This is a genomic window from Caballeronia sp. LZ016 (genome assembly GCF_031450805.1).
Lineage (GTDB): Bacteria > Pseudomonadota > Gammaproteobacteria > Burkholderiales > Burkholderiaceae > Caballeronia.
This window is the reverse complement of the sequence record NZ_JARTVY010000004.1, coordinates 159,527-182,334: the sequence shown is the minus strand read 5'-3', so window position 1 is coordinate 182,334 and position 22,808 is coordinate 159,527. Positions and strand designations below refer to the sequence as shown.

20 protein-coding genes are annotated in these 22,808 nt (G+C 65.2%); 10 read left to right on the top strand and 10 right to left on the bottom strand.

The genetic code is table 11. The features are described 5' to 3' along the window. Nucleotides 1-37 precede the first annotated feature (37 nt). The 4 genes from P9220_RS21300 (at nucleotide 38) to P9220_RS21285 (ending at nucleotide 4,111) form a co-directional block, all read left to right on the top strand. Nucleotides 38-787, top strand: coding sequence for an SDR family NAD(P)-dependent oxidoreductase (locus tag P9220_RS21300; protein ID WP_309767466.1), 750 nt, complete (start codon nucleotides 38-40; stop codon nucleotides 785-787). A gap of 85 nt (nucleotides 788-872) precedes the next feature. Continuing rightward, complete coding sequence (locus P9220_RS21295) at nucleotides 873-2,201, top strand: MFS transporter (protein WP_309767465.1); 1,329 nt, start codon at nucleotides 873-875, stop codon at nucleotides 2,199-2,201. Nucleotides 2,202-2,230: 29 nt separating this feature from the next. After that, complete coding sequence (locus tag P9220_RS21290; protein ID WP_309767463.1) at nucleotides 2,231-3,067, top strand: transketolase; 837 nt, start codon at nucleotides 2,231-2,233, stop codon at nucleotides 3,065-3,067. Nucleotides 3,068-3,112: 45 nt separating this feature from the next. Beyond that, the gene (locus P9220_RS21285; protein ID WP_309767462.1) at nucleotides 3,113-4,111 is read left to right on the top strand and encodes a transketolase family protein; all 999 of its coding nucleotides are present in this window, start codon (nucleotides 3,113-3,115) and stop codon (nucleotides 4,109-4,111) included. A 12-nt stretch (nucleotides 4,112-4,123) separates the two neighbouring features. On the opposite strand, the gene P9220_RS21280 is transcribed toward P9220_RS21285, so the two are convergent. The 6 genes from P9220_RS21280 to P9220_RS21255 all read right to left on the bottom strand — a co-directional run bounded on the left by P9220_RS21280 (nucleotide 4,124) and on the right by P9220_RS21255 (nucleotide 11,854). Continuing rightward, entirely contained in the window at nucleotides 4,124-4,684 is a 561-nt protein-coding gene (locus P9220_RS21280; protein ID WP_309767460.1) for a DUF2894 domain-containing protein, read from the bottom strand. Further along, the gene (locus P9220_RS21275) at nucleotides 4,677-5,324 is read right to left on the bottom strand and encodes an OmpA family protein (RefSeq protein WP_309767459.1); all 648 of its coding nucleotides are present in this window, start codon (nucleotides 5,322-5,324) and stop codon (nucleotides 4,677-4,679) included. Before P9220_RS21275 ends, P9220_RS21280 begins: the two co-directional genes overlap by 8 nt. Beyond that, complete coding sequence (locus tag P9220_RS21270; protein WP_309767458.1) at nucleotides 5,321-7,873, bottom strand: DUF802 domain-containing protein; 2,553 nt, start codon at nucleotides 7,871-7,873, stop codon at nucleotides 5,321-5,323. The genes P9220_RS21275 and P9220_RS21270 overlap by 4 nt, the downstream gene beginning before the upstream one ends. A gap of 5 nt (nucleotides 7,874-7,878) precedes the next feature. Next, nucleotides 7,879-8,574, bottom strand: coding sequence for a DUF3348 domain-containing protein (locus P9220_RS21265; protein ID WP_309767457.1), 696 nt, complete (start codon nucleotides 8,572-8,574; stop codon nucleotides 7,879-7,881). Between the two features lie 585 nt (nucleotides 8,575-9,159). After that, nucleotides 9,160-10,098, bottom strand: coding sequence for a Gfo/Idh/MocA family oxidoreductase (locus tag P9220_RS21260; RefSeq protein ID WP_309767455.1), 939 nt, complete (start codon nucleotides 10,096-10,098; stop codon nucleotides 9,160-9,162). A 22-nt stretch (nucleotides 10,099-10,120) separates the two neighbouring features. After that, a complete protein-coding gene (locus P9220_RS21255; protein WP_309767453.1) occupies nucleotides 10,121-11,854 on the bottom strand; it encodes an IlvD/Edd family dehydratase in 1,734 nt (577 codons plus the stop codon). A gap of 122 nt (nucleotides 11,855-11,976) precedes the next feature. On the opposite strand from P9220_RS21255, the gene P9220_RS21250 reads away from it, so the two are divergent. Further along, nucleotides 11,977-12,930, top strand: a complete 954-nt coding sequence (locus tag P9220_RS21250) for a LysR substrate-binding domain-containing protein (RefSeq protein WP_309768216.1) — start codon at nucleotides 11,977-11,979, stop codon at nucleotides 12,928-12,930. On the opposite strand, the gene ampC is transcribed toward P9220_RS21250, so the two are convergent. Both ampC and P9220_RS21240 read right to left on the bottom strand, forming a co-directional pair. Then, nucleotides 12,909-14,105 carry a class C beta-lactamase gene (gene ampC / locus P9220_RS21245; RefSeq protein ID WP_404980298.1) on the bottom strand — a complete coding sequence of 399 codons (1,197 nt, stop codon included), beginning with the start codon at nucleotides 14,103-14,105 and terminating at the stop codon, nucleotides 12,909-12,911. The two genes, P9220_RS21250 and ampC, sit on opposite strands and share 22 nt — an antisense overlap. 82 nt (nucleotides 14,106-14,187) lie before the next feature. Further along, a complete protein-coding gene (locus P9220_RS21240) occupies nucleotides 14,188-14,943 on the bottom strand; it encodes a YoaK family protein (RefSeq protein WP_309767452.1) in 756 nt (251 codons plus the stop codon). Between the two features lie 146 nt (nucleotides 14,944-15,089). Here P9220_RS21240 and P9220_RS21235 point away from each other — a divergent pair, with 146 nt between their 5' ends. Genes P9220_RS21235 through P9220_RS21215 form a run of 5 tightly spaced genes read left to right on the top strand, consistent with a single transcriptional unit; the run spans nucleotide 15,090 to nucleotide 20,361 of the window. Then, complete coding sequence (locus tag P9220_RS21235) at nucleotides 15,090-15,557, top strand: MarR family transcriptional regulator (protein WP_309767450.1); 468 nt, start codon at nucleotides 15,090-15,092, stop codon at nucleotides 15,555-15,557. Then, nucleotides 15,554-17,671: an FUSC family protein gene (locus P9220_RS21230; protein WP_309767449.1), complete on the top strand. Its 2,118-nt coding sequence runs from the start codon at nucleotides 15,554-15,556 to the stop codon at nucleotides 17,669-17,671. Before P9220_RS21235 ends, P9220_RS21230 begins: the two co-directional genes overlap by 4 nt. 34 nt (nucleotides 17,672-17,705) lie before the next feature. Then, nucleotides 17,706-17,915, top strand: coding sequence for a DUF1656 domain-containing protein (locus P9220_RS21225; RefSeq protein ID WP_309767448.1), 210 nt, complete (start codon nucleotides 17,706-17,708; stop codon nucleotides 17,913-17,915). After that, the gene (locus tag P9220_RS21220) at nucleotides 17,912-18,895 is read left to right on the top strand and encodes an HlyD family secretion protein (protein ID WP_309767447.1); all 984 of its coding nucleotides are present in this window, start codon (nucleotides 17,912-17,914) and stop codon (nucleotides 18,893-18,895) included. The genes P9220_RS21225 and P9220_RS21220 overlap by 4 nt, the downstream gene beginning before the upstream one ends. 14 nt (nucleotides 18,896-18,909) lie before the next feature. Further along, nucleotides 18,910-20,361, top strand: a complete 1,452-nt coding sequence (locus P9220_RS21215; protein WP_309767446.1) for an efflux transporter outer membrane subunit — start codon at nucleotides 18,910-18,912, stop codon at nucleotides 20,359-20,361. Between the two features lie 5 nt (nucleotides 20,362-20,366). Here the strand turns inward: P9220_RS21215 and P9220_RS21210 are convergent, their stop codons facing one another. Both P9220_RS21210 and P9220_RS21205 read right to left on the bottom strand, forming a co-directional pair. Further along, nucleotides 20,367-21,224 carry an NmrA family NAD(P)-binding protein gene (locus P9220_RS21210; protein ID WP_309767445.1) on the bottom strand — a complete coding sequence of 286 codons (858 nt, stop codon included), beginning with the start codon at nucleotides 21,222-21,224 and terminating at the stop codon, nucleotides 20,367-20,369. 92 nt (nucleotides 21,225-21,316) lie between these two features. Next, nucleotides 21,317-22,555 (bottom strand): Zn-dependent hydrolase, encoded by a 1,239-nt coding sequence (locus tag P9220_RS21205; RefSeq protein ID WP_309767444.1) that lies wholly within the window; start codon nucleotides 22,553-22,555, stop codon nucleotides 21,317-21,319. Between the last annotated feature and the right edge of the window lie 253 nt (nucleotides 22,556-22,808).

Below are 22,808 nucleotides of genomic sequence, written 5' to 3'. Positions count from 1 at the left end.
ACACTGCGTCTACACCAGACAATCAACGGAGACAGTCATGTTGCTAGACAATCGTGTTGTGATCGTGACCGGCGCGGCTTCGGCGCGCGGCATCGGCAAGGCCACGGCAAAGGCGCTCGCCGCGCAGGGCGCACGCGTGGTCATCCTCGATCTGCGCGAGGCCGACGCCCAGGCCGCCGCACGCGATATCGGCGAAGGCCACCTCGGCCTCGCTTGCGACGTCACCGACAAGGCCGCCTGCGTCGCCGCCGCCAGCGCGACCATCGAGAAATACGGCCGCATCGATGCGCTCATCAACAACGCCGGCATCACACAGCCGATCAAGACGCTCGAAATCAGCAGCGATAACTTCGACGCCGTCATCGACGTCAATCTTCGCGGCACGCTGTACATGTCGCAAGCCGTTATCGGTCAGATGAAAAAGCAGCAGAGCGGGAGCATCGTATGCATGTCTTCCGTATCGGCGCAGCGCGGCGGCGGCATCTTCGGCGGACCGCATTACAGTGCGGCGAAAGCGGGCGTGCTCGGTCTCGCCCGTGCGATGGCGCGTGAGTTCGGCGGCGACCATATCCGCGTCAATTCAATCACGCCGGGCCTCATTCAGACCGACATCACCGGCGACAAGCTCACGCCCGACATGCGCACGGACATCATCAAGGGCATTCCGCTCGGCCGTCTCGGCGATGCCGCCGATATTGCCAACGCGTGCCTGTTCCTCACGAGCGACCTGTCGAGCTACCTGACCGGCGTCACGCTCGATGTGAACGGCGGCATGTTGATTCATTGATGTTCCCCGCGCCCGTCACGCGGGCGCTCTACACGCACCCGGATAAACCGGGGCGTAACCCGCCGACATTCGGTAGGAGACAAGCATGAAGAGCAGACTCAACGCGCCGCCCATCGCGGCCGACCTCGCATCGTCGACCGACACCGCGAGCTTCGAAGCGAAGACCTATGCCAAGGTCGGACGCCGCCTCATCCCCTTTCTGATGTTGTGCTATCTCGGCGCCTATCTGGACCGAGTGAACGTCGGCTTCGCAAAACTGCAGATGCTGAACGACCTGCGCTTCTCGGAGACGGTGTACGGCATCGGCGCGGGCATCTTCTTCCTCGGCTACTTTTTGTTCGAAGTACCAAGCAATGTCATTCTTCACCGGGTCGGCGCGCGCAACTGGCTTGCGCGAATCATGCTGACATGGGCGATCATTTCCGCGTGCTTCGTCTTCGTGAAGACGCCAACGATGTTCTACGTCCTGCGCTTTCTGCTCGGTGTCGCGGAAGCAGGCTTCGCGCCGGGCGTGATTCTCTACCTCACCTACTGGTTCCCCGCGGCGCGGCGCGCGAAGGCACTGTCGCTGTTCTTCATGGCGATTCCGCTTGCAGGCATCGTCGGCGGGCCGCTGTCCGGTTACATCATGCATGCGTTCGCCGGCGTGCACGGTCTTGCCGGATGGAAGTGGCTGTTCATTCTCGAAGCGTTGCCTTCGCTCGTGCTCGGTGTCGTCATCCTGTTCTATCTGGACAACGGCATTGCCGGCGCGAAGTGGCTCACCGATGCCGAGAAGGCGCTGCTGACCCGTAACGTCGAGAAGGACAAGTCGCAGACGGTCGAGCACGTGTCGATCCGTGCGTTCATCGCGGACCGCCGCCTGTGGCTGATGGCATCGATCTACTTCTGCGTCGTGCTCGGTCAATACGGCCTCACGTTCTGGCTGCCGACGATCATCCGCCGCGCCGGTGTCGCGGACCCGTTGTGGGTCGGCATCTTCACCGCGATCCCGTATCTCTGCGCCATCATCGCGCTGCCGCTGATCGGTGCGAGCGCCGACAAGCGCCGCGAACGCCGCCTGCATCTGGCCATTCCGATGCTCGTCGCCGCAGCCGGCTTCGCCACCCTGCCGATGCTCGGCGGCGTAGGGGCATCGATCGTCTGTGTAAGCGTGGCCGCCGCCGGCATCCTGGCTTCATCGTCGCAATTCTGGTCCTTGCCGACCGCTGTGCTGGGGGGCATGTCGGCCGCTGCAGGCATCGCCGCCGTGAACTGCTTCGCCAATCTCGCGGGCTTCTTCTCGCCGGCCATCGTCGGCTGGCTCAACGATCTCACCGGCAAGTCCACTGCGGGCCTGATCTTCATCTCGACGGCGGTCGTCGTCGGCGCGGGACTCGTGTTCCTCGTCCCGGCCAAGACCGTGAACCGCTGAACGTCATCATCCAACTCAAGGAGACAAACATGAGCACACCCGTCATCGAGGAGGTCACGCTCGCCGAGCGCGCCTATCGTATCCGCCGCAACGCCCTGCTGATGGGCGAAGTGCAAGGCCAGGGCTACATCGGACAGGCACTCGATATCGCCGACGTACTCGCCGTCGCCTACTTCGGCGCAATGAACTACCAGCCCGAAGACCCCGATTGGGAAGGCCGCGACCGCTTCCTGCTGTCGAACGGTCACTATGCGATCGCGCTGTACGCGGCGCTCTTCGAAGCGGGCATCCTGCCGCAAGAGGAACTCGAAACGTATGGCAGCGACGACAGCCGCCTGCCGATGTCCGGCATGGCGAGCTACACGCCCGGCATGGAGATGTCCGGCGGATCGCTCGGACAGGGGCTCACGATCGCCGTCGGCCGTTGCCTCGGACTCAAGCGCAAGAACTCCAAGTCCTTCGTCTATACGCTTTTCTCCGATGGCGAGCTCGACGAAGGCGCGATCTGGGAAGGGCTGATGTCCGCCGCGCACTGGAAGCTCGACAACCTCATCGCGATGATCGACGTGAACAATCAGCAAGCCGATGGCCCGTCGACGCAGATCATGGCGTTCGAGCCGCTCGTGCCGAAGCTCGAAGCATTCGGCTGGCACGTGCAACGCGTGAACGGCAACGACATCGACGCCGTGAAGCAAGCCTTCGACAACGCGCGCAATCTGAAGGAAGCGAAGCCGCGCATCATCGTGTGCGACACGAAGATGGGCTGCGGCGTGCCGTTCCTCGAAGAGCGCGAGAAGAATCACTTCATCCGCGTCGACGCCCACGAATGGAAGCTCGCGCTCGCAGCACTCGAAGCGGGCAAGTAAATCGCATGTGACCGGAGAAGCCTCCGGTCGACACAGGAGACAAGCATGAGCACTATCGAAAAGAAGCCGCGTTTGAAGACCTCGGCGATGATCGCGTCGATCGCGGGCGAAGGCCAGCTTACGCGTTCCGCGCCGTTCGGCCACGCGCTCGCCGAACTCGCGCGCACGAAGACGAACGTCATCGGCATGACGGCCGATCTCGGCAAGTACACCGACCTGCATATCTTCGCGAAGGAATTTCCGGAGCGTTACTATCAGATGGGCATGGCCGAGCAATTGCTGATGGGCGCGGCTGCCGGCTTCGCGCATGAAGGCGCGCAGCCGTTCGTCACCACGTACGCGGTATTCGCCACGCGCCGTGCGTACGACTTCATCCACCAGACGATCGCGGAAGACGATCTGGACGTGAAGATCGTCGCCGCACTGCCGGGGCTGACGACGGGCTATGGCCCGAGCCACCAGGCGGCGGAAGACCTCGCGTTGATGCGCGCGATGCCCAACATGACGGTGATCGATCCGTGCGATGCGCTCGATATCGAACAGATGGTGCCCGCCATCGCCGCGCACAAGGGCCCGGTCTACGCGCGGCTCTTGCGTGGCAACGTGCCCGCGGTGCTCGACGAATACGACTACACGTTCGAACTCGGCAAGGCCAAGCTCGTGCGCGATGGCGCCGATGTTCTCGTGATCTCGTCGGGCATCATGACAATGCGCGCACTCGAAACCGCGAAGGCGCTCGAAGCCGACAAGGTCGACGTGGCCGTGCTGCACGTGCCGACCATCAAGCCGCTCGACACGGAAACCGTCATCCGCGAAGCGCGCCGTTCCGGACGGCTCGTCGTGGTCGCGGAAAATCATACGGTCATCGGCGGTCTGGGCGAAGCCGTCGCGACGACGTTGTTGAGCGCGGGCGTGACGCCGGCATACAGGCAGATCGCGCTGCCCGATGCGTTCCTCGACGCGGGCGCCCTGCCGACCCTGCACGACCGCTATGGCATCTCAACGAATGTGATGGCGACCACCATCAAGGGCTGGCTTGCATGATGCGCTGAAGCGCTAACGCGCACCGCCGCGCGCGGACTTCTTCGCGCGCGGCGCATCCTTTCCGGCAGGCGCGTTCGCGCCTGTCATCGCTTCCATCCATGAAAGCGTATCGACATACGCGAGAAAGTGCTGGAGATACGCCGGCGATACTTCACGCATCAACGCGAGCGACCGATGCACGAGACTGCTGGAATTGAGCGGCCCCGCGTTTTTCGGGACCTGTTCCAGCGACTCGCGCAATTGCCGCTCCGCGCTGACCTTCGACCATACCGTCCGCAGGTAATCGAGTAGTTCGGCATGCGAAGGATATGACGCCGCATGCAGCGTGAGCGCCTCGATCAGCGAAGCAAGCGGTGTTTGCTCCGCGCGTGGCGCTTCTGCAGCGGAACCAGCGGCCTTGACTTCACGCGCATAGTCCTCGATCAACGCCGACAGCCTCTCGTCGATGATGCGCCGCGCTTCGCCCTCGTGCGCCATCGCGCGCCGCGACATCGCATCGATCAGACCGAAGCGCACGGGATTCACGCGATCGTCGCCGCGTGCGCGCCATAGATCGATGATCGCGCTATCCATGCGACTTCACCACCGCATTGGTCGGACGCGGCACCGGCGATATCTCCACGCGGCGATTCTTCGCGCGGCCTTCGTCGTCCGCATTGGAACTCACCGGCTGCTCGGAGCCGAATGCCGCCGCGAAGACGGACGACGGCGGCACGCCCGCATCGATCAAAGCCCGCGTAACGGTCAACGCGCGCTTGGCCGACAGTTCCCAGTTGTCCGCGAAACGGCGATTGCCTTCGCGCACTTGCTGGTCGTCGGCAAAACCGCTGACCATGAGAATCTCGCCGCGCGAGCCCAGATAGGCGGACAGCGGCCCCGCGAGACTCATTAACAGATCGCGTCCCTGCGGCTGCAGCTGATCCGAATTCAACGCGAACAACACGCTGCCGCTGATGCCGATGCGTCCGTTCACGAGCGTCACGCGTCCCGATGCAAGCGGTCCCGCAAGCGCCTCTTCGAGCGTCTTGCGCCGCTGCGTTTCCTGCTGCTTCTCCTTGACGGCCTGCTCGAGTTTCGTCGATAGCTGCAACTGCACGCCGATGACCGCGACGAGAATCAGCACGAACGCGCCGAGCAACACCGACATCAGATCGGCGAATGCAGCCCAGATGGGCGCAGCGGCTTCGGCGCCGGCGTCGAGTTCGTCGTTCATTCACGCGCTCCGGCCAGTTCGCGTTGCGCCGCGATCTGCTGCAGGTTCTCGATGATCTGCTTCTGCGACAGCATGCTCAGGTCGATGACTTCCCGCGCCTGCGCGACGTAATACGCGAGTTGTTCGTCGCTGCGCGCGAGGCTCTTGTCGAGCGCGGTCTCGATGCGCTGCAGATGCGCGACGAGCGTTTGGTTCGATGCGCCGAACGCATCCACCGCCGCACCGAACGCTTCGCCGAGGCTCGCCACTTCGACCGCGCTGCCGCTGACTCGCGCGGCGATCGCGCCGATCTTCTCGCTCTCCGCTTCGACCTTGTCGCTGAACTGCTTGCCGGTGCGCGTGAGCATGTCCGCCGATGTCGCGACGAGCGCATCGACCGCGACACGCTGCTCGTTCGACGCGTGATTGACGGCATCGAGCAGGGTCTCGACGGTCCCGAGCAGGCGGCTGCGCTCATTGAGCATCGCGGTGTCGCGGACCATCGAATCGGAGAGCTTCTCACGCATTTCGGCGATGACTTCGGCCGCGGCCTTCGGCGCCTCGGAGGCGGCCTGCACCACCCTCTCGATCTCACCGATCATGCCGTTCGTATGCGAACGCGTCTCTTCGGCGATCTCGCGGGCGGTGCGCGCGAGCGTTTCCACGACCTGTTGCTCGCGGCGCTCGGCGAGCGCACCGGACTGCCGCCATTCGTCGCGCAGCGCGGCGGCGATTGCGGCGAGGGCATCCGTCCATGCGGAGAGACGCGCGTCGTTCGTCGATGCGATCTCCGTGCGCAAGCTGGCGTGGGCGTCGTCGACCGAACGCAGCAACGACGCGGCGTGCTGCTCGAAGCGGTCGGCTGCCGCGTCGAGTGCATCGCGATGCTGCTCCGAGAGTCGCTCGCCGGTGCGTTGCTGTTCGGTGAGCGCGCTGCGCCAGGCTTCTGACATGGCCGCCGATGTGCTTTCGAGCCGCGACGAGAAGCCTTCGAGCAGATGCGTCGAGCGCGCTTCGACACTCGCGGCGAAGCGATCGAGTGACGCGCCCGCTTGTGTGATGAGCGTCGCGCTCGCCTGCCCGTGTCTCTCGATCGCTTCGCTCAGCGTGCTCGATACGTCCGTCAATCGCGCGGACACGTCGTCGACGAGCGTCGCGGAACGTTGCCCGAACGCCTGTACGAAGCCGTCCAGCGATGCGCCCGTTCGCGTCACGAGCGCCGCGCTCGCTTCTTCGTGCTTCGCCACCGACGCTCGCAGTTCATCCGACACATGGTCGATGCGCGAAGAAACGCTATCGACGAGACGCGACGAACGTTGCCCGAACGCCTGTACGAAGCCATCGAGCGATGCGCCCGCTTGCGTGACGAGCGCCGTGCTCGCCTCTTCGTGCTTCGCAACGGACGCGCGCAGTTCATGCGAGACATCCTCGAATCGGGCGGACATGCCATCGACCAGCGACGATGAGCGCGCTTCGAATGCCTGCGCAAAGCGCTCCATCGATGCATCCATCTTGCCGACGAGCGATTCATTGGCCGCCTGATGCGCCTCGAGCGAACGATTCCAGATATCCGCCACATTGGCCGCCGACGTTTCGAAGCCGCTCGACAAGCCTTCGAGCTGGCGCTTCACCGCACCCTCGATGTTCGCGTGGAGCGCAGCGGTCTCGCGCGCGATGCCATCCATCGTCGCCTGCATGACGGGTTGCAGCGCGGCGCTCGCGGCACGCGCGCTATCGGCCACGCTCTGCTTCAGCGACAGTTCCACCGACGTCGCAAGCCGCCGGTACGCCGTTTCCGTGTTCGTGTGGAACGCCGTCTGATTCGCGAGTTGCCGCTCGTTCGCGGCCAGGCTTTGCTGTTCGATCGCGGCCATCATCGCGTGCAGGCGATCGACCAGCTTCGGCATGACCTCGGTCTGCCGCTGCAACAGGCGGAACGTCTCTTCGCGCTGATGCGTCTGCGTGAAAGCGCGCAGCGTCGTTGCGATTTTCGCGTCCAGTTGCCGTGCAGCGTGCAGCCGTTCCCGGCGACATAGCGTGGAGAGCAGGCCGAGCATCGCGGAAGTCGCGACGCCCGCGATCGACGTGCCGAACGCAAAGCCCAGCCCCGTGACCGGTGCGGCAAGCGATGCGCGGATCGCCGCGAGATCGGTCGAGCTTTCGAGCGCCGCGCCCGTGCCGCGCAGCGTCGCGACCATGCCGAGCAGCGTGCCGAGCATGCCGAGCAACACGAGCAGACCCGCGAGATACGGCGCGAGCGCCGGCCCCGGCAACGCAACGCGTTCGCCTTCGATGCGCAGGCGCACGGCATGGCGCAATACGGCGGGCACCTGATCGAGCCACACGCCGAGGCTTTTCGGCGCGGTCGCCGATCGATCGATGGCATCGGCGAGCGCGCGGGTCGTCTGCTGATATCGCTGCAATTCCCACGCACCGGCGAGATAGCACGCGCCGATGACGATCGTCACGGCGAACGCCAGCGCGTTCGAGCCGATATAACCGACGGCGATACCGCAGACGGCCAGCAGGCCGGCGAGGAAGACTGCTACATGTAAAAGATATCGGGGCATAGCGTTCAGTGCGCGGCTCGACACGCCGCAAGCAAACCATCGACCGGTTGAAGACGTACATCCAGTTCAGCGAGCAACACGCTCTGCAGGTCCTTCTCGAATGCCGCGAGCCAGGCGGACGAACCGTCCGGCGTCTGCGCGCCGGCGCGGCGCATGCGCTCGAAATGCTTGCCGAGCAGTGCCGGAACCTGGGCGAACAAGGTGCGCTCGCGTGCGCAAAGCGCCTGTTCCATCACGGCATCGACGACGGCAAGACGCGCCGCGCGTTCGGACTGCGTCGCGAGCACCGCGCGCAAACGGCCGCGCAGAGCGCCGATGTCCGACTCCATCGCCTGTTGCAGCGAAAGACAGCGCTGGCGATACACCGCGTAATCGACCGGCACGTCGATCTGCGGCACCGGCGCCCTCGCGCGATGCCGTTGCGGCGCGGCGGTTTTCGCCGGCGCGATGGCGCTCGCAAGCGACGCCCGCACACGTGCGCAGGCGTCTTGCTGAACCGTCATTGCGGACCGCGCGCCGCCGATTGCGGGCGGATCGCCGCTGAGCGCGGTCGACAGCGCGATGGCGTCGGTCCAGCCGAGCCACTGGCTCAGTTTGTCGGAGAGGGACGCGCCGGGTTCGTGTACGTCGAGATCGGCAAAGCGCGCCAGAAGGCGCACGAGCGCCGGGCCGCTGACCGCCGTGCGCTTCGTGGATTGCACGTTTTCACCGGAGGCAAAAACCCGCTAGTTTACACGGCCATGACGCGCCGCCTCATTTTTAGTCGAAAACGTCAAACGTCGTGGAACGTGCGCCGTATGGATCGCTCTTGGGAACACTTGCCCACGATCCGCCGCCTCGCATTGTCCGATGCCGCGCTATCCGCGTGTCCGATTCGCAGGCCGGACCTGCAACCCGGCGCGTTCGGTGCGGCTGACGGCGGCACGAACGCGCAACCGCTTGCGCTGTTCGCCGCGCGCATCGCAGGTCGTGTGTTCCTTGGAGCCGATAGGCCGATGAGATGCGCCGCGGGCGCTTGCGCGGGCATCCACACGGCATCCTGGAAGAAGTGGGAAGCGCCAAGTATCGCCGCATGACAGGGCTTCACCGTGCCTGGTCGACGTCATTGCGCCTGCCGCTTTGGACGACGCCGATCGAACAAAGCTCGCGCCCTTCTTTAGGAGTTTACTGGTTAAATTGGTGCGTCCCGGTGCGTAGACTTCACGTGGGTTTCAAGCACCCAACTCAGTGTCCTAGTCACACACTGGTTTTTCGCCCCGCGCCAGCGGGGTTTTTTTTGCGCGCGCTCACCGGCCGAACGCTTCCGTTGCCACATGCTTGCCGAGCAGGAAAGCATCCGCGACGAGCCGTAACGGACGGGTATCGACATCGCTTTCCCGCTGCGCGATCAATTCGTGGAAACGCTCGTACAACGCGGGATATTCGCGCTCCTCGCCGAGCGCGATGTCCTCGCCCTCAATCGACAGGCGCTTGCCGCCTTCGCGAATCGACAGGCGGCCCGCATCGGTATCCACGTCGATGGCCCATTCCTCGACCGGGCCGTGACGCCAGTCGAACATCGCGCGCACCGGTGCGCCGTTCGTATCGATGCAATCGAGTTCGGCGGCGATCGGCGTCGCGGTATCGCGCGGAATGGTCAGCGTTGCCGCACGCAAGGCAATCTCGCGCGGGAGGATGCGCGTCACGATCGACAACGCGTTGATGCCCGGATCGAACACGCCCAGCCCGCCCGGCTCCCAGATCCACTGCTGACCCGGATGCCAGCGGCGCACGTCCTCCTTCCAGCGGACTTCGACCGCGCGCACCTTGCCCGCTTCCTTCGACGCGAGCCACGCGCGCGCCGGCTCCACCGCGCTCGCCGCACGCGAATGCCAGCTCGCGAAGAGCGTGCAGCCGTTGGCTCGCGCGATATCGCGCAACGCTTCGACTTCGCTGACGCTCGCGCCGGGCGGCTTTTCGAGCATCACGTGCTTGCCCGCTTTGAGCGCTGCGCGCGCCTGGGCGAAGCGCACTTGCGGCGGCGCGCAAAGCGACACCGCATCGAGCGACGCTTCCCCGGCGAGCAGCGCGTCGATGTCGGCGTAGTTGCGCACGCCATCGACGGTCGCATTGCGGCTCGCGCACGCGACGAGTTCGAAGCCCGGCTGCGCGGCGATCGCCGGAAGATGCTGATCCCGTGCGATCTTGCCGACGCCCACGACGCCCAGCGTATAACGCGATGTCATACCGATGGTCTCCGCGCCCGGGTCAGTGCGAGTGACGCGGCACTTCCGCGCCACGCTTGCCGACGAGGAAGTCCAGGTCGCAGCCCTCGTCCGCCTGCAGCACGTGATCGACATACAGCCGCTGATAGCCGCCATCGCCCCAGACCTTGGGCGGCACGTGGCCCTCCATGCGGCGCGCCAGTTCTTCGTCGCTGATGTCGAGATGCAGCGTGCCGGCGTCGCAATCGAGTTCGATCCAGTCGCCGTCGCGCACCGCGGCAAGCGGCCCGCCCGCCGCCGCTTCGGGCGCGACGTGCAGCACCACGGTGCCGTAAGCGGTGCCGCTCATGCGTGCATCGGAGATGCGGACCATGTCCTTCACGCCTTCGCGCAGGAGCTTCGGCGGCAAGCCCATGTTGCCGACTTCGGCCATGCCCGGATAACCCTTCGGCCCGCAATTCTTCATCACGAGCACGCAGTCCTTGTCGACGTCGAGCGTTTCGTCGACGATGCGTTCCTTGTAGTGCTCGAGGTTCTCGAACACGACCGCCCGCCCGCGGTGCTTCAGCAACTCCGGGCTCGCCGCCGACGGCTTCAGCACCGCGCCGCGCGGCGCGAGATTGCCGCGCAACACGCGAATGCCGCCATCAGCGATCAGCGGATTGCCGAGTTCGCGGATGACTTCATCGTTCGTATTGGGCGCGGTCTTCACGTTCTCCCACAGCGTCTTGCCGTTGACCGTCAGCGCGTCCGGATGCGGCAGCAGGTTCGCTTCGCCCAGACGCCGCAGCACGGCCGGCAGACCGCCCGCGTAATAGAACTCTTCCATGAGGAAGCGGCCCGACGGCATCAGATCGACGATGGTCGGCGTATCGCGACCGATGCGCGTCCAGTCTTCCAGTTCCAGCGGCACGCCGATGCGTCCCGCAATCGCCTTCAGGTGGATGACGGCGTTGGTCGAGCCGCCGATTGCGGCGTTGGTGCGGATCGCGTTCTCGAAGGCTTCGCGCGTGAGAATCTTCGAGAGCGTCAGTCCTTCGAGCGCCATTTCCACGATGCGAATGCCCGACATGTGCGCGAGCACGTAGCGGCGCGCATCGACGGCGGGAATCGCAGCGTTGTGCGGCAACGACGTGCCGAGCGCTTCGGCCATGCACGCCATCGTCGATGCGGTGCCCATCGTGTTGCACGTGCCCGCCGAGCGCGACATGCCCCCTTCCGCCGACAGGAACTGATGCAGGTCGATCTCGCCCGCCTTCAGCGACTCATGCAGTTGCCACACAGCCGTGCCGGAGCCGATGTTCTTGCCGTCGAGCTTGCCGTTCAGCATCGGGCCGCCCGTCACGACGATGGCCGGCGCATCGCAGCTCGCCGCGCCCATCAGAAGCGCGGGCGTGGTCTTGTCGCAGCCGGTGAGCAGCACGACGGCATCGATGGGATTGCCGCGAATGGCTTCTTCCACGTCCATCGCCGCGAGATTGCGCGTGAGCATCGCGGTCGGACGCAGATTCGATTCGCCATTGGAAAACACGGGGAATTCGACAGGAAAGCCGCCGGCCTCATATACGCCGCGCTTCACGTGCTCGGCGATCTTGCGAAAATGCGCGTTGCATGGCGTGAGTTCCGACCAGGTGTTGCAGATGCCGATGACGGGACGGCCATCGAATTCATGATCGGGAATGCCCTGGTTCTTCATCCAGCTTCGATACATGAAGCCGTTCTTGTCGGCGGTGCCGAACCATTGTTGTGAGCGCAGCCTGGGTTTCGATGCCGACATGTATCCGTTCCATTTTCAGAAGTCGATTCGGCGAAGGATAGGAGAGCGCGTGATAATCTGCCAATGAAATGTTCGACCTTCCCCATATACAAATCAGCATTCGTGCAAACCCTTAGATGTTGATGCTGAATTCGAGTCCCTGGTATATCCGCAATCGGCTGAAGACGCGACAGTTGATGCTCGTCGTCGCGCTCGCGGAAGAAGGCAACATTCATCGCGCGGCCACGGTGCTGCACATGACGCAGCCCGCCGCGTCGAAGCTGCTGCGGGAACTGGAAGATGCGCTCGGCGTGACGCTTTTCGAGCGCGAGCCGCGCGGCATGCGTCCCACACGGTACGGCGATGCGATGGTCCGCCATGCGCGTTCCGTGCTCGGCACTCTCGACCAGGCGCAGGAAGAGCTGATCGCATTGAAGTCCGGGCGGCTCGGACACGTGGCCGTCGGCGCGATCACATCGCCCGGCGTGCGGCTCCTGCCCGCCGCGGTCGCCGCCGTGAAGCGCGCCCATGCGGACATTCGCGTGTCCGTCGAGATCGATGCGAGCAACGTGCTGCTCGAACGGCTCGCGCAGGAGAAGCTCGACGTGGTGATCGGCAGGCTTTCCGCGGAGCATGACAAGCTCAGGCTGCGCTACGAGCCGTTGAGCGGGGAGCCGGTGCGCGCGGTCGTGCGCGCCGGGCATCCGTTGCTGCAGAGCGCCGCGCTGACGCTCGCCGACGTCCAGCCGTGCGCGTGGCTCGTGCCGCCTGCGGGCAGCGTGCTTCGGCATCGTTTCGAATTGATGTTCCAGCGTGCGAGTCTCACGCCGCCGTCGAATGTCGTCGAGACAGCGGCGATTCTCTTCATCACGCGCCTCCTGGAGCAAAGCGACATGATCGCCGTGCTCGCCGAGGATGTCGCGCTCTACTATGCGCGTCACGGCGTCACGCAGATGCTGCCGCTGCCGATGGATTGTCAGATGGACGACTTCGGCATCGTCACGCGGGCGGACGGTCTGCTCTCGCCGGCCGCGAGCGTGATGATCGACGCATTGCGAACGACCGCGCTCGACGTCTATCGCGAGGAAAGCCGCTGACGGCTCGCCCCTGCATCGAGCAGGGCGGTGACGATCGCATACGCCGCGGCGACGCGCTCGCTGTTCGGGATGTTCCGGTTGGCCAGCATCACGATTCCGACATGCTCGCCCGGCACGAAGGCAACATACGCACCGAAGCCGTTCGTCGATCCGGTCTTGTTGATCCACACATCGTCGCGAGGCGCTTGCGGCGGCTCCATGCGCTCGACCGGTCGCGCGTCGAGCGCCATCGCCGGGGAGTTACCGTCGAGCAGAACCCGCAATCGTGAAGGATACGGATACTGTTCCCAGATGAGGTCTTGCGTCATCGGTCCGGCCGCGAAGTAGCCGGTGTGGGTCGCAACGATCGCGCGCTGCAGGGTCGCGTCGATGTTCGCGGCGTCGCGCATGTTGGCCCGAACGAATCGCATCATGTCCGTCACCGACGCCTTCACGCCGTACGCTTCCGACGACAGCACGCCCGGGTTCACACGGACCGGCGCGCCGTCCTTCGCATAACCCTGCGCGTAGTCCTTCATGCGGGCGGCCGGCACCTGAATATAGGTGCTCGTCATGCCGAGCGCGGGAAAGAGCCGCTGCTGCATGAGCGTGTCGAAGTCCTGTCGTATCGCCTTTGCGGTGATGACACCCAGCATGCCGATGCCCGGATTCGCGTACGTCCGGTACGTGCCCGCCGGATAGCGCGGCTTCCACGTTTTGAAATACTGCATCAGTTGCGCGTTGTCGTGAACGGCTTCGGGCACCTGCAAGGGCAGGCCGCCGGGCGTGTGCGTCGCGAGGTCGAGAAGCGTCACGTCGTCGCCGAACGGCGTGCCTTGCAACTCGGAAACGTGTTTGCTGACCGGATCGCTCAGTGAAAGAACGCCCTGCAACTGCGCGTATGAAGCAAGCGTCGCGGTGAACGTCTTGCTGACGGAGCCGAGTTCGAAGAGCGTATCGGCTGTGACGGCCTTGCCCGTTTCCTTCGACGCCACGCCGTAGGTGAACACATGCGTCTTCCCGTGAGCGATGACGCCGACCGCCATGCCCGCGATGTCATCGCGCTTCATGAGCGGCGCGATGGTCGTATCGACGATGTGCTCGATGGAATCGGGAGTCGTGCTCTGACTGAACACCGAGAGCGGGCATGCGGAGAGAACGGCTGCTGCGAAAAAGCGCAGCACAGTGGGCTTCATGACCTGAATCCTTCGATTGAATGATCGACGCGAAGGATTCTATGCGACGAGGAATCACGCTTGCAGAAGCACGACGCAACCTTCACTTGCGCCGCCGCACCGCCGACAGATCATCCACCACCGGTACCGATGAAAACAGCAGCAGGAGCACCGCGAGCGGCGCCGTCGCCATGAAGCCGAGATGCGCGAAGCCCACCGCGCCCGCCAAACCGCCCGCCACGAACATGCCGAGCAGCGAACTCAGCAGCGCGAGCCGGGCATGATTCGCGCGCACATAGCGGGCGTCGCCGCGCGGCACGCCACGGTTCCAGTAGAGACTCTTGCCGAGCTCGATCCCGATATCCGTCACGAGCCCCGTCACATGCGTGGTCCGGATTTCCGCCTTCGATATCTTCGTGATCATTGCGTTCTGCAGGCCCATCACGAAGCACAGCAGCGCGACCGTCGCCGGCACGTCCCACACGCGATGCGTCTCCAGGTTCGCGCCGAGCATCCCGAACAGAAGCAGCAGGCAGGCTTCCAGCAGCAACGGTGTCGCGAACACGCTCTGTGCGGCGCGCTGCCGTCCCCAGTTGATGAGCAGCGCGGACGTCACCGCGCCCGACAGGAAGGCGAGCACCGCGCCGATCGCGGAGAACACGAGCGCGATCTGACCGAGCACGAGGTTATCCGCGACCGACGACACCAGCCCGGACATATGCGACGTGTACTGCCCCACCGCCAGAAAACCGCCCGCGTTAGCCGCCCCGGCCACGAACGCCAGCGCGCAGCCGAGCCGGCGATTGGCGGAATCCGTGCGGGTCGGAGACGTGAGACCCCTGAGGTAACTGATCGGCATGGCTGGCGCTGCGGGTGGTCGAATCGGCAACATAACACGAGATATTTTCGATGCGCGGCGCAGCGCCGAACGCAGGACGAACACACTCGGGAAATCCCCAATCGATAGTACGCTAACGAAGGAAACAGCCGCTATAATCCCGGCCCATGACTCCCATCGATCTCCTGCGCCGTTCCGTCAGCAGTACGCTCGTACTGGCGGCGCGCCGCTGGCGGCGCACGAGCCACGGCGTCCTCGCTTCATACAGCGTATCGGAGGCGTGCGCGGTGCCCCTGCTCGCCGCGAACCGGCTCGGGCAAGCGGTGCGTCAGGTCACGCTCGCCGAGCATATCGGCATCGAAGGGCCATCGCTCGTGCGCCTGCTCGACCAGTTATGCGCGGCGGGCCTCGTGCGGCGCGACGAAGATCCTCAGGACAAGCGCGCCAAGAGCATCTCGCTCACCGACGAAGGCCGCGCCGTCACCGCACACATGGAAGAGCGGCTCGTTTCACTGCGCGAACAGCTTCTGAAGGACGTGAGCCGCGAAGACCTGGAAACGACGCTGCGGGTGCTCAGCGTGTTCAATGCATCGGTCGATGCAACCAGCGGCAAGCCTTATACCCCCGCACCATGAATTTCCCGTCCGCACGCGAATGGCTGTTCTCCACGCGGACCTTCGCAGCCGCGATGATCGCGCTTTACATCGCGCTTGCACTCGAATTGCCGCGTCCTTACTGGGCGATGGCCACCTGCTATATCGTCTCCAATCCGTTCGTCGGCGCGACGCGATCGAAGGCGCTGTATCGCGCGCTCGGCACGGTGATCGGCGCGGCGGGCGCGGTGCTGATCGTGCCGCCTTTCGTCGAATCGCCGTTTCTGTTCAGCGTGCTCGTTGCGTTATGGACGGGCACGCTGCTGCTTCTTTCGATGTTCGACCGCACCGCGCGCAGCTACGTGTTTCTGCTCGCGGGCTATACGCTGCCGCTGATCGCGCTGCCCGCCGTCACGAACCCGACCGCCGTGTTCGATCTCGCGATCGCGCGCACCGAAGAGATCACGCTCGGCATCGTGGTGGCGAGCATAGTCGGCACGGTGTTCTTTCCGAGCCGTCTCGCGCCGACGCTGATCGAGCGCACCGACGCGTGGTTCCGCGACGCCGCCTTCTATGCAAGCGAAACGCTCTCGGGGCGGCTGGCGGGCGCGCCCGTTTCCGCCGCGCGCCAACGGCTTGCGGCCACGGTCAACGGCCTTGAGATGCTGCTGAGCCAGCTGACCTACGATCACACGCGCCCCGATATCGTGCGCCGCGCGCGGGCGCTGCAAGGGCGCATGCAAATCTTTCTGCCGCTCATCTCTTCCCTCGCCGATCCGCTCATCGAACTGATCGCGCGGCGCGGCAGGCATCCGGAAGGCCTCGAAGCGCTGCTCGCCGACGTCGCCAAATGGACGTCGCTGCCCGCCCCGAAAGAACACGATCCCGCCGAATCCGACCGCGAACCGGATGCGTTCCGCGAGCGCATTGCGGCGATGCGGCCATCGGCTGAAGCGCTCGCGAGCGAAGACGGCGCGCTGTTGTCGAGCGCGTTGTGGCGGCTCGGTCAGGTCATCGACGTATGGCGCGACATTCGCACGCTGCGCGCCGCGATCCTGCACGACGAACATCGCTGGCGTCCGCGCTTCCGTCACTGGCGCCTCGGCGGCACCGCGCGTTTCTTCGACCTCGGCATGATGCTTTTTTCGACGGCGGTCGCGGTCGGCGCGATCATCGTCGCGTGCGTGCTGTGGATCGAATCGGGCTGGGCCGATGGCGCGAGCGGCGTGGCGCTCGCCGCCGTGGCGTGCTGCTTCTTCGCCGCGCTCGACGAGCCCGCGCCGCAAGTGTTCAAGTTCTTTCTCGCGACGTGCATCAGCGTCGCGCTGGCCGGGCTGTATGTGTTCGCGGTGCTGCCGCACGTGCACGACTTCGCGATGCTCGTCGTGATCTTCTCGGCGCCGTTCATCATCATCGGCACATTGATCCCGCGCCCGCGCTTCACGCTCATCACCATGCTCGTCGCAGTCAACACGGCGACGTTTCTCAGCATCCAGAGCGCTTACGAAGCCAATATCTTCGTCTTTCTCAACGGCAACCTCGCGGGGCTCGCGGGGCTTCTCTTCGCGTTCGTCTGGACACGCATCACGCGGCCGTTCGGCTCCGAACTCGCGGTTGCGCGCCTCACGCGTTCGGCATGGCGCGATATCGTCGTCAGCGCATCGACGGCGACGATTTCGGATCAGCGCGACCTGTACTCGCGCATGCTCGACCGCCTGATGCAGGTGCTGCCGCGACACGCGAGCACGGACTCGCACCGGCATCCGTCCATTGAGAGCTTCCGGGACTTTCGCGTCGCTCTGAATGCGCTCGATCTGCGCCGCGCGCGCCGCAAGCTCACCGCCGACGTGCAGTCGTCCATCGACGATGTGCTCGCAGGCGTTCACGCGTACTTTCAGTCATGCATCGACCGGCGCGATCGTCTGCCGGTGCCGGCCACGCTCGTGCGAACCATCGATGCCGCGGTCGCGCGCGTGACGGCGCATACCATCGAAGAAGCCGGCAGGCATCGCGAAGCCGCGCTGCCAGGGGAACGCCTCTTGCGCGATACGCTGCACGCGCTCATCGGCGTGCGTCTGTCGCTGCATCCGCCCGCGGCCGGAAGCCAGGCGGACCCGAACGCACACGGCGATGCGCCGCGCGAAGAGCCGGCATGATGCTCACTAAACTCTTGTCACTGAACAGGTTCGCATGATCGGCGAAATCGACATTCTCGGCGTCTTCGTGCCCGCCGTGCTCGTGCTGATGTTCATCGCCTATCTGCTGAATCTGGCGATCCGCACCGTGCTCGCGCGCGCGGGCTTCTATCGCTTCGTGTGGCATCGCTCCGTTTTCGATCTCGGCATCTATGTGCTGGTGCTGGGGTTTGTCGTCGTCGTTTCGCATCGGCTCATCACGTGAAAAAAACCTGGTTCTCCGTCGGGCAGATCCTGCTCACGCTCATCGTCGTCGCCATTGCAGCCGTCGTGCTGTGGAAGCTGGTCGATTACTACATGTTCGCGCCGTGGACACGCGATGGCCACGTCCGCGCCGATGTCATCCAGGTCGCGCCCGACGTGTCGGGCCTCATCACCGATGTGAAGGTAGCCGACAACCAGCAGGTCAAACGCGGGGACGTGCTTTTCGTAATCGATCAGGCGCGCTACACGCTCGCGCTGCGCAACGCCGAAGCGACCGCGCAGCAGCGCCGCGCGACGCTCGATCAGGCGCGTCGCGAAGACGCGCGCAACCGTTCGCTCGGCAATCTCGTCGCGCGTGAAGTGGTGGAAGAAACGCAGGCGCGGGTTCAGCAGGCCACCGCCGCGCTCGCCGATGCGCAAGTCGCCATCGATACCGCGCGTCTCAATCTGCAGCGCACGGAGATCGTGAGTCCCGTCGACGGCTATCTGAACGATCGGGCGCCGCGTGCGGGCGAGTTCGTATCGGCGGGGCGCGCGGTGCTGTCGGTGGTCGATCTGCATTCCTTCCGCGTCGATGGCTATTTCGAAGAAACGAAGCTGCATGGCATCGACATCGGCCAGCCGGTCGACATCAAGGTGATGGGCGAGCCGAACATCCTGCGCGGTCATGTGCAGAGCATCGTCGCGGCGATCGAGGACCGCGATCGTCAGCAAAGCCCGAGTCTCTTGCCGAACGTGAACCCCGCGTTCAGCTGGGTGCGGCTCGCGCAGCGTATTCCGGTGCGCGTCACGCTCGATGAGATTCCCGCCGATTTCCGCATGATCGCGGGCCGCACCGCCACCGTGTCCGTTCGCGGCATCGGTCCGTCGATCGGGCGTCGTGCGCCGGCGGGCAACGTGCCGGCATCGGCGACGGCGCCTCAATCGCCGGTGCCTGCGCATAGGCCGGCCGGCGCAACTGCTTCGGGCGCATCGCAATGAAAAGCGTCGCACGCATGAAGACGCGATGCCTCGGCCTGACGCTGATGGCGTCGATGCTCGCGCTCGGCGGCTGCATGACCGTCGGCCCCGACTACAAGGTGCCCGAAGGCGCGGCCGTCAACGCGCCGTATGCGAACGCGGCGATCGAAGGCGCCGCCGATGCGCCCGTCACGCAAGGCGCCGCGCCCTCGAAATGGTGGCGTCTCTACGACGATCCCGCGCTCGATCAACTCGTCAGCGAAGCGCTCGCATCGAACGCGGACTTGCGTGTGGCTGCGGCGAATCTCGCGCGTTCCCGCGCCGAAGTCGAGTTCGCGAACCGGCAAGGCGGCTTCTCGGGCAAAAGCTCGGCCGCGTTCCAGCGCGCGCAGGAATCGGCGGAGCAGTACTTGCTGATGGAGAAGCTCCCCGTTGTAAACGAAGGCGCGCTGGAATTGAGCGTCTCTTACGAATTCGATCTCTTCGGCAAGCTGAAGCGTGGCATCGAGGCCGCCGTCGCCGACGACGAGGCGGTCGAAGCCGCCGCCGATCTCGCACGCATCACGGTCGTCGCCGATGTCGTGCGCGCGTACGTCGAATCCTGTTCGGCGGCGGAAGAGCTGGCTATCGCACAGAAGTCGCTGGAACTGCAGCGCGAACGCGTGCGGCTGACGACGCGGCTGCGCAATGCGGGGCGCGGCAATCAGTCGGAAGTCACGCGCGGACAGACGCAGTCCGAAACGCTCGCCGCCGATATCCCGCGTTACGTCGCGCGCCGTCGCGTGGCGCAGTATCGGCTGGCGATGCTGCTCGCGCGTGCGCCGTCCGCGCTGCCGCCCGCCGCGCTCGCGTGCAAGAGGCTGCCGAAGCTGCGGCAGCCGATCCCCGTCGGCGATGGCGCCGCGCTGCTCAAACGCCGTCCCGATGTGCGGCAGGCCGAGCGGCAACTGGCGGCGTCGACGGCGCGCATCGGCGTGGCGACGGCGGCGCTGTATCCGTCGGTCAGCTTCGGCGCGTCGGTGGGATCGGTCGGTATCGCGGAAGACCTGCTGGGCGCGACGACGAATCGCTGGGCGTTCGGGCCGCTCATCAACTGGAGCTTCCCGATCAACGGCCAGCGCGCCCGCGTGCAGCAGGCGGAAGCGGCATCGGGCGGCGCGCTCGCGCACTTCGACGGCGTGGTGCTGAACGCGCTGCGCGAAACGCAGAGCAGTCTCGCGACGTATGCATCCGATACGACGCGCGCCGACACCCTGCGCACGGCGTATCGCTCGGCGGTGCAATCGGCGGACGAGACGCATCGGCTGTATTCGGCGGGCCGTGAATCGTTCATTGCCGATCTCGATGCGACTCGCACGCTCACGAGCGTCGCCGCGCAAGTTGCGGCGGCCGAGGGCCAGGTCGCGGTGGATCAGGTGAACCTGTTCCTCGCGCTGGGCGGCGGCTGGGAGCGTGACGAGAACGTAGCCGAAGCTGCAGGAAAGTAATCGCCTCAGGCCACGAGCTTGCGGATCACCGATTCCAGCGATTCATCGCCCTTGATGATTTCGCCGTGCGGCTTCTCGAAGTCGATCCAGCCTTCGTTGAAGCCGTCGAGCATGCGGATGCGCGGCATCGGATGCTTCATGCCTTGCTTGTCGAACAACGCTTGCCAGCTCTCGCGCGGCACGGCGCGTGCGCGCACCGGCTTGCCGAGCGCTGCCGAGAACGCGCGGGCGATATCGTCAGGACTCACGCGTTTCGGGCCTTCGAGTTCGACGATGCGATTGCCCCGCCACGCTTCCGTTAGCAGTCTGGCCGCGACTTTACCGATATCGCTCGTTGCGACCATCGGTATCGCCCGATCGAGCGGCTGCAAAAACGAATGCACGATGCCTTCCTCACGCGCCGATTGCACGTCCCATGCGCTGTTTTCCATGAACCAGCCGGGGCGCAGAAAGGTGACGGGAATCGGCTGACCGGCGAGCGCTTCCTGAAGCATCGTGTGCTGCGTCAGCAGGTTCTCCTGCGCAGCCTGCGCACCGATGGTCGAGAGACACACAATGCTGCGTGGTTGTGCGCGGGCGAGCGCCGCGACGATTGCATCGATGACTTCGCGGGCTTCCGGGAAACCCGGCGCGGGGTCGAACATCGGCGGCAGCAGAATGAAGACGCCTTGTGCGCCTTCGAAGGCTTGCGCGAGCGCGCCGGCATCGGTCATCGCGGCGATGGCGACTTCGCAGCCGCGTGCGGACCAGGCGTCGCCCTTTCTCGCATCGCGCACGACGGCGCGCACGGGTTCTCCCGCTTCGAGCAGTGCATTGGCGAGCGCGCCGCCAACTTGTCCGGTGATTCCTGTGATGGCGTACATCGTTGATTCCTCCGTGTGCAGAAGCCTCGCATGGTAGGACGACGCCTTCTCTGGACCAATGCCGCACGCGTCACTTCATTGATGACGCGCGGTCAGGAATCCCGATGCAGTTCGTGCAGGATGCTTGCCGCCGCCCGCGCCGCCACTTCGCAGCCGAGCACGATATGCGCTTCCTCCGTATCTTCGATGAAGTCGTGGCTGACCCCGCCGATGCTCGGCACGAACAGCATGCACGCCGGGAGATGATGCGCGATGACCTGTGCATCGTGCGATGCGCCGCTCGGCATGCGCTCCCACTGGCCCGGCGCGAGCGCTTCGGCGGCATCGGCGAGATGCGCCTGCAATGCGTCGTTCATCATGACGGGTTGCTCGGGCGGCTCGCTCGTCATGATTTCGACGCGCGCGCCGTTCTCTGCGTTGAACGCGTCGATCAAGCCGGCGAGCGCGCGTTCCATCGCATGGAGTCGGGCGGCGTCGGCATCGCGGAATTGCAGGTACATGTCCGCCCGTCCCGGCACGACGCTGAATGAACCCGGATCGAGTTCGATACGGCCGACGGTCCACACCGTGTCGGCATCGGCCAATTGCCTGAAGGCATCGTCCATGCGCGAAATGAACGCGACGAGCGCTGCGCCCGCGTCGCGGCGGATGTGCATCGGCGTCGTGCCGGCGTGATTGCGCTGGCCGGTGAAGCGCAGCGCGAGTTCGCGTATGCCGACGATGGTCGTCACCACGCCGAGCGACTTGCCGCCCGTCTCCAGCCGCCCGCCTTGCTCGATATGCGGTTCGAGGTAGGCGCGGTGCCGCGTCCTGTCGATACGGACGCGCGGTGCGTCGGCGACGCCGGCTTGCGCGAGCGCATCGGCGAGCAAGACGCCTTCGCGACTGCGCGCGCGACGGATCGCTTCGTCCACGTTGTCGCCGACGAAGCTGCGGCTGCCGAGAAAGCCCGAGAACGTGCCTTCTTCGTCGATCCACGATGCGACATCCACGGCTAGATGCTTCGTCGCTTCGCATTCGGCGAGCGCGCGTGCGATCTCGATGCCGTAGATCACGCCCAGTGCGCCATCGAGCCAGCCGCCTGTCGGTTGGGTGTCGGTGTGCGAGCCGATCAGCAGCGCGGGGCCGGCGTTGCGCGAGCGGCCATACACGGTGCCGACGCCATCGATCGATGCGTCGAGGCCCGCATCGCGCATCCGGTCGACGAGCCAGCGGCGGGCAGTCATGTCGATGGGCGATAGCGACAGGCGGACGACGCCGGGACCGGTGGCGCCGAAGGTGCGCAAATGGCGAAGGTCGGCGAGGAGGCGAGCGGGGTTGATTTTGGGCATGGTGGTGGCGCGTGGTCGAGATGCGTAGCTTACAGGGGCGGCAGCGCAGGGGCTGGGGAGGCCTCAGATGGAAGGCTGTGTCGAACGCAGACGGCGCTCTACTGTGAAGGCGCGCCGCTTCAGTGAAATTTCGTCTTGGAGATCCAGTCGGCGAGCAGTGCTGCGGTATCCTCAACATGCCTTAACTCCAAGGCATCCCTGAACTTGCCTCGCATTGAGCGAGGCATTTTTTTCGATGCAAACGGCTTGCATG